Annotated in this window: 11 protein-coding genes and 1 pseudogene; 7 read left to right on the top strand and 5 right to left on the bottom strand. The window is 67.7% G+C overall.

Annotation, left to right across the window (positions count from 1 at the left end):
• Together AB4Y43_RS39815 and AB4Y43_RS39810 are read right to left on the bottom strand one after the other, a co-directional pair.
• A partial coding sequence (locus AB4Y43_RS39815; protein WP_368730236.1) for an MFS transporter occupies positions 1-1108 on the bottom strand: 1108 nt, incomplete at its 3' end.
• 11 nt (positions 1109-1119) lie between these two features.
• On the bottom strand, positions 1120-2178 hold the full coding sequence (locus tag AB4Y43_RS39810; protein WP_368604912.1) for a PRC-barrel domain-containing protein: 1059 nt from the start codon (positions 2176-2178) through the stop codon (positions 1120-1122).
• A 520-nt stretch (positions 2179-2698) separates the two neighbouring features.
• Between AB4Y43_RS39810 and AB4Y43_RS39805 the strand changes: the two genes are divergently transcribed.
• Positions 2699-4102 (top strand): NCS2 family permease, encoded by a 1404-nt coding sequence (locus AB4Y43_RS39805; protein ID WP_368730235.1) that lies wholly within the window; start codon positions 2699-2701, stop codon positions 4100-4102.
• 120 nt (positions 4103-4222) lie between these two features.
• Here the strand turns inward: AB4Y43_RS39805 and AB4Y43_RS39800 are convergent, their stop codons facing one another.
• Complete coding sequence (locus AB4Y43_RS39800; RefSeq protein ID WP_342945553.1) at positions 4223-4618, bottom strand: hypothetical protein; 396 nt, start codon at positions 4616-4618, stop codon at positions 4223-4225.
• 140 nt (positions 4619-4758) lie between these two features.
• On the opposite strand from AB4Y43_RS39800, the gene AB4Y43_RS39795 reads away from it, so the two are divergent.
• Genes AB4Y43_RS39795 through AB4Y43_RS39785 form a run of 3 tightly spaced genes read left to right on the top strand, consistent with a single transcriptional unit; the run spans position 4759 to position 6325 of the window.
• Positions 4759-5211 carry an ArsR/SmtB family transcription factor gene (locus AB4Y43_RS39795; RefSeq protein ID WP_368604914.1) on the top strand — a complete coding sequence of 151 codons (453 nt, stop codon included), beginning with the start codon at positions 4759-4761 and terminating at the stop codon, positions 5209-5211.
• Positions 5145-5549, top strand: coding sequence for an SRPBCC domain-containing protein (locus AB4Y43_RS39790; protein ID WP_368604925.1), 405 nt, complete (start codon positions 5145-5147; stop codon positions 5547-5549). Before AB4Y43_RS39795 ends, AB4Y43_RS39790 begins: the two co-directional genes overlap by 67 nt.
• 35 nt (positions 5550-5584) lie before the next feature.
• Positions 5585-6325, top strand: coding sequence for a DUF899 domain-containing protein (locus AB4Y43_RS39785; protein ID WP_368604915.1), 741 nt, complete (start codon positions 5585-5587; stop codon positions 6323-6325).
• Between the two features lie 75 nt (positions 6326-6400).
• Here AB4Y43_RS39785 and AB4Y43_RS39780 read toward each other — a convergent pair whose 3' ends face one another.
• Together AB4Y43_RS39780 and AB4Y43_RS39775 are read right to left on the bottom strand one after the other, a co-directional pair.
• Positions 6401-6583 carry a hypothetical protein gene (locus tag AB4Y43_RS39780; protein ID WP_069262451.1) on the bottom strand — a complete coding sequence of 61 codons (183 nt, stop codon included), beginning with the start codon at positions 6581-6583 and terminating at the stop codon, positions 6401-6403.
• A gap of 106 nt (positions 6584-6689) precedes the next feature.
• Entirely contained in the window at positions 6690-7604 is a 915-nt protein-coding gene (locus tag AB4Y43_RS39775) for an NAD-dependent epimerase/dehydratase family protein (protein WP_368604916.1), read from the bottom strand.
• A 115-nt stretch (positions 7605-7719) separates the two neighbouring features.
• Here AB4Y43_RS39775 and AB4Y43_RS39770 point away from each other — a divergent pair, with 115 nt between their 5' ends.
• From AB4Y43_RS39770 to AB4Y43_RS39760, 3 genes and pseudogenes are all read left to right on the top strand, one after another.
• Positions 7720-8652 (top strand): LysR substrate-binding domain-containing protein, encoded by a 933-nt coding sequence (locus AB4Y43_RS39770; RefSeq protein WP_368604926.1) that lies wholly within the window; start codon positions 7720-7722, stop codon positions 8650-8652.
• Positions 8653-8776: 124 nt separating this feature from the next.
• On the top strand, positions 8777-10309 hold the full coding sequence (hutH, locus tag AB4Y43_RS39765) for a histidine ammonia-lyase (protein ID WP_368730234.1): 1533 nt from the start codon (positions 8777-8779) through the stop codon (positions 10307-10309).
• A 56-nt stretch (positions 10310-10365) separates the two neighbouring features.
• Positions 10366-10624 (top strand): annotated as a pseudogene (locus tag AB4Y43_RS39760) (urocanate hydratase); the annotation flags it as partial.

Here is a 10624-nt window from a genome sequence, read left to right as displayed (position 1 = left end):
AGCCGGCAAGGGCCGTCGAAAGCGTCGCCCCGATCCCCGCCGACAGTCCGAAGAGCCCGATACACAGGTTGTAGCGGCCCTTGCCCCCCGCCACGTCGGCGGCGATGAGCGGCAGCATCACGCCGAACACGGCGGCCGACAGGCCGTCGAGCATCTGCACCGGGACGAGGAAGTAGGGGTTGCCGACGGCGGCGAACAGCAGCGCCCGCAGCGGCAGCGCGCAAAAGCCCAGAATCAGCACGGGGCGGCGCCCCCAGGCCTGCGCGGTGCGGCCGACCCAGGGTGACATCAACGCGACGATGGCTTGCGGCACGATGATGCACGCCGCGATCACGAGCTGAACGTTGTCGCCCATGCCGGCCGTCACTTCGCCGGCGGCGAGGTTGAGCATCGCGGCGTTCGAGAGGTGGAACAGCACCACACAGGCCGCGAAGGTCAGCATGCGCCGGTCGCGCAGCAGGTCGAGGATCGTTTCGCGCGGTTCGCCGGCAACTGCCGCGGCGGCCTTGCCGGGCCTGGCCGCGGGTTTGGCGTAGGCGGCGTTCTGGTCGTACTCGATCATCGCGAGCGCGACGAGCGCGGGCAACGCGAGCGCAGCCGTCAGCCAGAACACGGAGCGCGGCGACCAGTACTCGCCGCACAGGCCCATCAGGCCGGCGGCCACCGCGCTGCCGATCGAGGCCCAGCGCGCGTTGCGGCCAAGCCGGTCGCCCAGGTTCTGGCGGCCCACCAGCGCGAGGGCGAGCGCCGCCATGGCCGGCACGAGCATGCAGCTGGCGAAGCCGTGGAAGACCTCGGCGGCCATCACCGCCACGACGGTCGGGCTCGCGGCGAGCAGGACGGCAGAGATGATGATCGCGATGATCGCCCACGCGGCGGCGGCCTTCTTGTTGCGCAGGGCGTCCACAGCGGCGCCGCCCGGCACCTGGCTCACCATCGCGCTGATCGTGCCCACAGAAAGCGCCAGGCCGATCTCGCCCTGGGTCCACTTGTGCGATGCCAGATACGACGCAATGAACGGCCCGAAGCCCGTCTGTACGTTCGCCACGAAGAAGTTCAGCCAGTCGAGCGCGCGCACGCTGCGCTGGCCTGGATTGGGTTGTTGCATGGTGCCGTCCGTCATTTGGCACCGTGGGCATTGGCCGCCGAGGCGACGGGCGATGCAGCGGGCGCGGCTTGCGCAGCCGAAGCAGCCGAAGTGGCGGAAGCGGCCGAAGCGGCCGGGGCCGGGGCCGGCGGCGGCGGGGCGGCGGGCGTGACCGCGTGCACCGGCTGGTCGGGTGCGTAGGGCGGCGAGGCATCCACCTGCTGGTCGCTCATTTCGAGCTGCGCTTCGAGCGTGTTGTTCTTCGTGACGAAGTGCAGCGCCGACCAGTCGGCCGCGATCGTATGACGTTTCTCGAGCGTGCCGCTCACGTCGAGCACGACGGCCTGCGGGGCGGCGCTGCCGTCGAGCAGCACGTCGACGACGCGGCCGACCTTGCCGCCGTTGGCGCGTTCCACGTCCGCGTCGAGCATGGGCAGGCGCGTCGCGCTCGCCTCGGGGTTGCCGGGCTGCGGCGCACCGGCCTTGGGCCGGTCGGGAACCTGCAGCTGGCTGGCCGGCAGGGCGAGCGTGATGGCGGGCGTTTTCGCCTGGGTATTCACGCGCACACCACTCCACGGGAAGTTGGCCTTGCGGTCGCCAATGCCCATGAAGCCCTGCAGGTTCACCACGACGTCGACGGGCTTGCCGCCGGGGCCCGTGACCATGTCGACGGCGCGGCCCACGACCTTGCCGTCGGTCTTTTGCACTTCGCTGTCGAGCAGCGTGCGGAAGGTGCCGCGCTCGAGCGTGCGTACCTGCACGATGGGCGCGGGGGGGGGCGCCGGCGGGGCGCTGGCGGGCGCGGGCGGCGCTGGCGCGGGACGGCGGCGGTGCACCGGCGCGGGGCGCGGCTTCTTCGGCGCCGGCTTCGCCGTGCCCCCCGCTTCCGGCTCGCTCGCCATCTCGGGCGCGGACGCGGCCTCGGGCTCGCTCGCGGCCGGCTCGGGCTCCGTGGCTACGGGCGCTTCCGGCTCGGGCGGCGGGGCCGGCCGGAATAGGCTGCAGCCCGAAAGCGTGAGCAGAATCAGCAGCGTAAGGGCGTACGGGAAGTGAAAAACGGGACGTGCGCAACGCAGGAAGCCGCGTCTCATCTACTGAAACTCCTTGGAGCAGCCGTCGCGACGCGCGCGCGGCAGGGGAAACCGGGTCGGGATGCGTGAGTGTAACCCGCGCACCGGCCCGATCCGCTTAATGACGGCGTCAAGGCGACCAGCGTGGGCGACCAGCGTGGGCGGCCGGCTGGTCGACTCGCCGCAAGCGCCGCGCCGGGACGATCGCGCTTCGTCATACGAAACCAGCCCCGGTGCACGCGGCAACGGCCCGCTTCACGCCCAGGTGTAAACGCGGGGCCGGCCTCCGCGCCGTGCCCTGTACACGGGCATATAAGCATCGCGGCATGAACGCAATGCGATTCGTGCGATGGGAGCGCAAATCGTGTTCGCCTAACCTTCGCTCCATCCATAAGAGATGTCAAAACGATGAGCGCCTGGAAGTGGAAGAAGGCGCCGGCAACGCGTCGACACGACTAATTCAATTCGAGACGAACCTGATGACGGATCGGGCTGGTGAGCCGTGAACCGTTTCAGCATGCTGATAAAGGAGGCACTCACCATGATCGAACCCCACGCGCAGCCGCTCGCCGGTGCGACCGCCGCCGAAGTCGAGTCCCCAGATTCATTGGGCCCGGCCTCGGGTTTCATCGACCGTTATTTCGACATTGCCGAGCGCGGCAGCTCGCTGCGTCAGGAGACGATTGCGGGCGTCACCACCTTCCTCGCGATGGTCTATTCCGTGTTCGTCGTGCCGGGCATGCTCGGCAAGGCGGGCTTCGACACCAGCGCCGTGTTCGTGGCCGTGTGCCTGACCACGGCGTTCGGCTCGCTGCTCATGGGCCTGTGGGCGCGCCTGCCGATCGCCATCGGCTGCGCCATTTCGCTGACGGCGTTCACCGCCTTCGGCCTCGTGCTCGGCAAGGGCCTGAAGCCCGAAGTCGCGCTCGGCGTGGTGTTCCTCATGGGTCTCGTGTTCACGGGCATTTCGGTGACGGGCGTGCGCTCGTGGATCCTGCGCAACCTGCCGCACGGCATCGCGCATGGGACGGGCATCGGCATTGGCCTCTTCCTGCTGCTGATCGCCGCCAATGACGTGGGCCTCGTGGTCAAGAATCCGGGCGCGGGCCTGCCGGTCTCGCTCGGCCATATCACCTCGCTGCCCGTGATCCTTTCCGTGGTCGGCCTCGCCGCGATCTTCGGCCTCGTGCGCCGCCGCGTGCCGGGCTCGATCCTGATCGTGATCGTCGCGATCTCCGCGCTCGGTCTCGCCATCGATCCGGCCGTGAGCTTTCATGGCGTGTTCGCGTGGCCTTCGCTGTCGGCGCCGGGCCATGCCTCGCTGATCGGCGCGATGGACATCAAGGGCGCGCTCTCGCTCGCCGTGCTGCCGAGCGTGCTGGCGCTCGTGATGACGGCCGTGTTCGACGCGACCGGCACGATCCGCGCCGTGGCAGGGCAGGCGGGCCAGCTCGACGCGAACGGGCGCATCGTCAACGGCGGGCGCGCGCTCACGGCCGACTCGGTCAGCTCGATCTTCTCGGGCTTCCTGGGCGGCGCGCCGGCGGCAGCCTATATCGAATCGACGGTGGGCGTGGCCGCGGGCGCGAAGACGGGCCTAGCCGCCGCCACGGTAGGCGTGCTGTTCCTCGCGGTGATGTTCTTCGCGCCGCTCGCGGGCCTCGTGCCCTCGTATGCGACGGCGCCCGCGCTGATGTATGTCGGCCTCATGATGCTCTCGAGCGTGAGCCGCCTCGACATGGCCGATATGGTCGACGCGATGTCGGGCCTCGTATGCGCCGTGTTCATCGTGCTTACGGCGAACATCGTCACGGGCATCATGCTGGGCTTCTGCACGCTCGTGATCGGCCGCGTGGTGAGCGGCGAGATCCGCAAGCTGAACGTGGGCACGGTGGTGATCGCCGGCGTGCTGGCCGCGTTCTACCTGGGCGGCTGGGCCATCTGATCATCGGATGACCCGGTCATTCGCCCGGCGGCCATGGCGGCCCGCCCGGGCGGCTGCACGGCCCGCGTCGCTTCACGGCGGCGCGGGCCGTGTGGCTTTTGCGCGCTATGTTCCGGCGCGCTACCCGGGCAGCACGCTGTTGCGAGCCTTGGCCGCTTTGCGCGGCTTGCGTGGCTTGGGCTCCACGCCAATGCGCGGGTCGCGCGCGAGCACGAGCGCGCTCAACTGCGCGGCCGTGTCTTCGAACGCGGCATCGGCTTGCGGCACATAGAGCCATTTGCCGAGCACGGGGTGCACTCGCAACGCCGGCATCGCTTCGATGAGCGACGCATGGTTTTCCCGCGACGTGCAGACCAGTACGCCGTTGAAGGGCGGGTCGCGGTCGGCGGCCACGAGGCACAGCAGGCCGTCGAGATAGGCGGCGTCGCAGCCGAACATCGGCTTGCGGATATAGCCGGCCTCGCGCTCGAAGGCGTCGAAGATCCAGAGCAGTGAGTTGCGGATTTTGGACGGCATGGCGTGATGGGGCGGAGAGAGCGGGGCGCGGCGCGCAGAAATCGCCATTCTAGTGGCGCCGATGCGGCCGTGCGCACCGCCGCTCGCGGACGACTTACGCATGTCTTGACATCGCTCGCTCGTCGCCTATGCTAAACCACATGGTTAAGTATGAAGACGCCACCCTCGACCGCACCTTCGCGGCGCTCGCCGATCCCACGCGGCGCGCGCTGCTGGCGCGCCTCGCGCAGCACGACGAGCTCTCGGTGAGCGCGCTCGCACAGCCATTTGCGATGTCGCTGCCCGCGGTCATGAAGCATCTGGACGTTCTCGCTCAGGCGGGCCTCGTCACGCGCGCGAAGACCGGCCGCACCGTGGCGTGCCGGCTCGCCGCCGGGCCGATGGAGGACGCGATGCAGTGGCTCGCGCACTATCAACGCTTCTGGAGTGAAACGCTCGATCGACTCGCCGCTTTCGTGGAGGAAGATGCATGTCTACCCAACCCGCAGCCGGACCTGGCAACGCCCCGCAAGCTCCCAGCCTCACCATCCGGCGACGTCTCAACGCCACGGCCGCGAAGGTCTACGCGGCGTGGACGCAGCCGTCGCAACTGATGCGTTGGATGCACCCGTTCGATACCACCTGCATTCACGCCGAAGCCGACGTGCGCGAGGGCGGGCGCTTTCGCGTGATCATGCGCGGTGCGAACGGCGAAGACCACGATGTGAGCGGCACGTATCTCGAAGTCGTGCCCGACGAAAAGCTCGTCTTCACGTGGGTGTGGCGCAGCACACCGGAGCGCGAGTCGCTCGTCACGGTGACGCTGCGCGCCGACGGGTCCGCCACTGACCTCACGCTCGAGCACGAACGCTTCTTCGACGAGGCGGCGCGCGACTCGCACAACGAGGGCTGGACGAGTTCGATCGATCAACTGGTGGCGCTGTTCGACTGAACGGCGCTCATTCAAGCGCACGGAGGAATCGAAAGATGGAATCGCACAAGATCGTTTCGCAGACCGAATGGCTGGAGGCCCGTAAGGCGCTTCTCGCCGAAGAGCGCGCCTTCACGCACGCACGCGACGCGCTGGTGGCCAAGCGCCAGGCACTGCCGTGGGTGAAGGTCGAGAAGACCTATACATTCGAGACACCGCAAGGCCCGCGCACGCTTGCGCAGCTATTCGGGCCGCGCAGCCAGCTGATCATTTACCACTTCATGCTCGGGCCGGAGTGGGAAGAGGGGTGCCCGGGCTGCTCGTTCCTGTCCGATCACGTGGACGGCATGCTGCCGCATCTGGAGCATCACGACGTGACTTACGTGGCCGTTTCGCGCGCGCCGCTCGCGCAGATCGAAGCGTTCAAACAACGCATGGGCTGGCGATTTCCGTGGGTTTCGTCGCATGCGAGCGACTTCAACTTCGACTATCACGTATCGTTCAGCGAAGGCGACAAGGCGCGCGGCAAGGCGATCTACAACTACATCGAGCAGGACTACATGAGCGACGAGCTGCCCGGCGTCAGCGCGTTTTATCGCGACGAAGCGGGCAACGTGTATCACACGTATTCGACCTACGCGCGCGGTGGAGAGATGTTGATCGGCACCTATGCGATGCTGGAGTTGACCGCAAAGGGACGCAACGAAGAGAAGGATATGCGCGAGTGGATGCGCCACCACGATCGCTATGAAGACGCGCCCGCGCCGGCGTCGTGCTGTGCGCACGAGAAGCAGTAGATGCGTTGGGCGGACAGTCGTTAGCGCAACGAAAGAAAGCTGCGCCGGTCGCGAATGAATCGGGAAAAGAGCGCGTTACAGCGACATGTCGAACGCGGGGCGCAGCAGTACTTCGATCGCCATCACGACGAGTCCCATCGCGCCGGCGGCGAGCGTCAGCGTGCCATATTCGTCGTAGCGCGTGTCGTAGAGGCACGCGACGATGAACAGGATGGCCAGCAGGTTGGTTAGCCAGTAGAAGTTCAGCGCGAGGAGCATCGGCGTATCCGGTACCGGCGGGCAGCGCGCCGGCGGCGAGTGCAAGACGCTCGGATTCTAGCGGAGCGACCTTACGGATACGCAACAATTAGGTGCGCTACAACACTTATTTTTGCGCGATCGGCGCTTTTAGCATCTCGTTGCGGATCCAGTCCGTGACCGAGGTGCGCCGCGGTTGCCAGCCGAGCAGCGTGCGGGCGCGCTCGCCGCGCACGCGGCTGTTCGAGCCGAGGCCGTAGGACGCCATTTCGTAGCCCCATTCTTCGATCGCGGCTTCGAGCGGCCAGTCCTGCGGCGCGCCCAGACCCATCACGTCGGCGAGCGCCGTGGTCATGTCGCGGAAGTTCGCTTCGCCGCTTTCCACGAAGTAGAACGTGCCCGCGGGCGTGTTTTCGAGCGCGAGGCGATAGAGTTCGGCGACGTCGTCGACATGCACGTTCGACCAGATGTTCAGTCCGCGCCCCACGTGACGCATCACGCCGCTCTTCTGCGCCTGGCGGACGAGCCGCGGCAACTGTACGCTCGCGGCGCCCGGCACCGCGCCCACGCCATAGATCAGCGTATTGCAGAGCACGGCACTCTTCACGCCGCGCGCGGCGGCCGCGAGCACGAGATTGTCGATGGCCACGCGCGGCGCCTTGTCGGCGGTCGGCTCGGGCAGGGCGTCTTCGCGATAGATGTGCGCGGTCGCCTCGCCGCCCGACGCGTCGCCCACGATGCTCGAGCCGCTCGTATGCAGGAGCGTCTTGCCGGAGCCTTCGAGCGCGTCGATGAGCGCCTCGACCGCGCCGCGGTGGTCGCTGCTCGCCGCGTTGACCACGGCGTCGGCGTCGCGTGCTTCTGCCATTAGCGTCGCGCGGTCGTCGAGATCGCCCTGTACGGGCGTGATGCCGAGCTTTTCGAGGTCGGCGAACTGCTCGGGCCTGCGCACGAGACCGCGCACCGTGTGGCCCGCGCGCACGAGATGCGCCGCGATCGAGCCGCCGATAAATCCGCCTGCGCCTGTCACGAAGACTTTCATGAGTGGCTCCTGATCCTGTCTTGATTGCGATGGAAGCCAGTATCGGGGCATCCGGGTTTTGCAAAAACCGTGTTAGTCTCAAATGAATATTGACTGCGGATCAAGAATGTCCACGATGAAGACGTCGACCGACGAACTGCTCGTATTCGTCACCGTGATCGATGCGGGGTCGATTACCGCCGCGGCCGAAAAGCTCGAGCAGACCGTCTCGGGCGTGAGCCGCGCGCTGACACGGCTCGAAAAGCAGCTCGGTGTCGCGCTGATCCTGCGCACGACGCGGCGCCTGCAACTCACCGAAGAGGGCGAGCTGTTCCTCGATCGCGCCCGCGCCATTCTCGCGGCGCTGGCGGACGCCGAGGAGGCCGTCACGCGCCACCGCGAGCGTCCCTCCGGGCGGTTGCGCGTGGATGCGGCCACGCCGTTCATGCTTCACTGCATCGTGCCGCACGTCGCGGCATTCGCCGACGCGTATCCCGAGATCGAACTCGAACTCACGAACAACGAGCGCATCGTCGATTTGCTGGAGCAGCGCGTGGATATCGCCATTCGCATCGGCACGCTGCAGGACTCCACGCTGCACGCGCGCTCGCTCGGCACGAGCCGTTTGCGCATCGTCGCGAGTCCCGGCTATCTCAAGGCACACGGCACGCCGCGCAGCGTGGCCGCGTTGCGCGAGCATCGGCTGATCGGCTTTACGGCGCCCGCGCATCTGAACGGCTGGCCGCTGCGGCTGGCGGGCGGCGACGAAACGCACACGGCCGCAAAGACCCAGGCGACCGAGCCCGGCTACACGATCGCGCCCGCGCTTTTGGCCTCGAGCGGCGAGACGATCCGCCAGCTCGCGCTCGCCGGCAGCGGCATTGCGTGCCTCTCCGACTTCCTCACGACGGCCGACCGCGAGGCGGGCCGCCTCGTCACCGTGCTCGACGACGCGCTGGTCGAATCGCGCCAGCCGATCCACGCGGTCTACTACCGCAGCGCGGCGCTCGCCGCACGCGTGCAATGCTTTCTCGCGTTTATCGGGGGCAGGCTGCAACTCGACGCGTGACGGGCGCCGGCGGCGCTCTCGTGGATAATCCCAGGCTACACGGGCCGCAAAGGGGAGTTGTATAGACAGGCGCGCCAGGCTAGACTTCGGCCACTTTCGCGACTTGTATAGACAGGATTCGACCATGCTCCCGACCCTTCGCCTCACGCCCGGCCATCTGACCCTGCCCCAACTGCGCCAGATCGCGCGCGAGGCAGTGCGGCTCGAGCTCGATCCTGCCAGCTTCGCGGCCATCGACGCAGGCGCACGCGCCGTTGCCGAGATCACGGCGAAGGGCGAGCCCGCCTATGGCATCAATACGGGCTTCGGGCGTCTCGCGAGCACGCATATCCCGAGCGACCAGCTCGAACTGCTGCAGCGCAACCTGGTGCTCTCGCACGCCGTGGGCGTGGGTGCGCCGATGTCGCGCCCGGTCGTGCGTCTGCTCATGGCGCTGAAGCTGTCGAGCCTCGGCCGCGGCTATTCGGGCATCCGCCGCGAAGTGATGGACGCGCTCATCACGCTGTTCAACGCCGACGTGCTGCCGCTCATTCCCGTGAAGGGCTCGGTGGGCGCCTCGGGCGACCTCGCGCCGCTCGCGCATATGTCGGCGGTGCTGCTCGGCATCGGCGAAGTGTTCATCCGCGGCGAGCGCGCCAGCGCCGAAGCCGGTCTCGCGGCTGCGGGCCTCAAGCCGCTCGCGCTGCAGGCCAAGGAAGGTCTCGCGCTGCTCAACGGCACGCAGGCTTCGGCCGCGCTTGCGCTCTACAACATGTTCGCGATCGAGGACCTCTACCGCACGGCGCTCGTCTCGGGCGCGCTCTGCGTGGACGCGGCGGCAGGTTCGGTGAAGCCGTTCGACGCGCGCATTCACGAACTGCGCGGCCATCGCGGCCAGATCGAGGCGGCCGCGGCTTATCGCACGCTGCTCGAAGGCTCGGCGATCAACCTCTCGCACCGCGACTGCGGCAAGGTCCAGGACCCGTACTCGCTGCGCTGCCAGCCGCAGGTGATGGGCGCGTGTCTCGACCAGATGCGTCACGCAGCGCAGGTGCTGCTCATCGAAGCGAACGCGGTGTCGGACAATCCGCTGATCTTCCCGGAAACGAACGAAGTGCTTTCGGGCGGCAACTTCCACGCGGAGCCGGTGGCCTTCGCCGCCGACAATCTCGCGCTGGCCGCGGCCGAAATCGGCGCGCTGGCCGAGCGCCGCATCGCGCTGCTCATCGACGCCACGCTTTCGGGCCTGCCGCCTTTCCTCGTGAAGGACGGCGGCGTGAACTCGGGCTTCATGATCGCGCACGTCACGGCGGCCGCACTGGCGTCGGAAAACAAGACGCTCGCGCATCCGGCTTCGGTCGATTCGCTGCCGACTTCGGCAAACCAGGAAGACCACGTGTCGATGGCGACGTTCGCCGCGCGCAAGCTCGCCGACATCGCCGACAACACGGCCAACATCCTCGCGATCGAACTGCTCGCCGCGGCCCAGGGCGTGGACCTGCGCGCGCCGCACCACACGAGCCCGGCGCTCGCGCACGTGATGCAGTCGGTGCGCGCCAAGGTGCCGCATTACGACCTCGACCGCTATTTCGCGCCGGATATCGAAGCGATGACGAAGCTCGTGCAGAACGGCGCGATCGCCAGGCACAGCCCGCTGGCATTCGAGTCCGAGCAATAAGCGCTAGAAGTCCAATAAAAACAGTCATCCTGACTAACATCCGAGACGAAGACGTTATGAACCACCCGAACTTCACCGACCCGCGCCTCGACCCGACCCGCACGATCCGCGCGCCGCGCGGCAGCGAGAAGGTCTGCAAGACCTGGCTGGCGGAAGCCGCCTACCGGATGCTCCAGAACAATCTGGATCCCGAAGTCGCCGAGCATCCGCATGCGCTCGTGGTGTACGGCGGCATCGGCCGCGCGGCGCGCAACTGGGAGTGTTTCGACCAGATCCTCGCGTCGCTCAAGGACCTGAACGAGGACGAGACGCTGC

This window comes from Paraburkholderia sp. BR10872, assembly GCF_040965835.1.
Classification (GTDB): Bacteria; Pseudomonadota; Gammaproteobacteria; order Burkholderiales; family Burkholderiaceae; genus Paraburkholderia; species Paraburkholderia nodosa_A.
The sequence above is the reverse complement of the archived record's forward strand: the minus strand, read 5'-3'. Positions and strand labels throughout refer to the sequence as shown.

Coding starts and splice junctions, on each gene's coding strand:
- AB4Y43_RS39805 (WP_368730235.1), top strand. CDS start 2,699: ATGATCGAACCCCACGCGCAGCCGCTCGCCGGTGCGACCGCCGCCGAA.
- AB4Y43_RS39780 (WP_069262451.1), bottom strand. CDS start 6,583: ATGCTCCTCGCGCTGAACTTCTACTGGCTAACCAACCTGCTGGCCATC.
- AB4Y43_RS39775 (WP_368604916.1), bottom strand. CDS start 7,604: ATGAAAGTCTTCGTGACAGGCGCAGGCGGATTTATCGGCGGCTCGATC.
- AB4Y43_RS39770 (WP_368604926.1), top strand. CDS start 7,720: ATGAAGACGTCGACCGACGAACTGCTCGTATTCGTCACCGTGATCGAT.
- AB4Y43_RS39785 (WP_368604915.1), top strand. CDS start 5,585: ATGGAATCGCACAAGATCGTTTCGCAGACCGAATGGCTGGAGGCCCGT.
- AB4Y43_RS39810 (WP_368604912.1), bottom strand. CDS start 2,178: ATGAGACGCGGCTTCCTGCGTTGCGCACGTCCCGTTTTTCACTTCCCG.
- hutH (WP_368730234.1), top strand. CDS start 8,777: ATGCTCCCGACCCTTCGCCTCACGCCCGGCCATCTGACCCTGCCCCAA.
- AB4Y43_RS39795 (WP_368604914.1), top strand. CDS start 4,759: ATGGTTAAGTATGAAGACGCCACCCTCGACCGCACCTTCGCGGCGCTC.
- AB4Y43_RS39800 (WP_342945553.1), bottom strand. CDS start 4,618: ATGCCGTCCAAAATCCGCAACTCACTGCTCTGGATCTTCGACGCCTTC.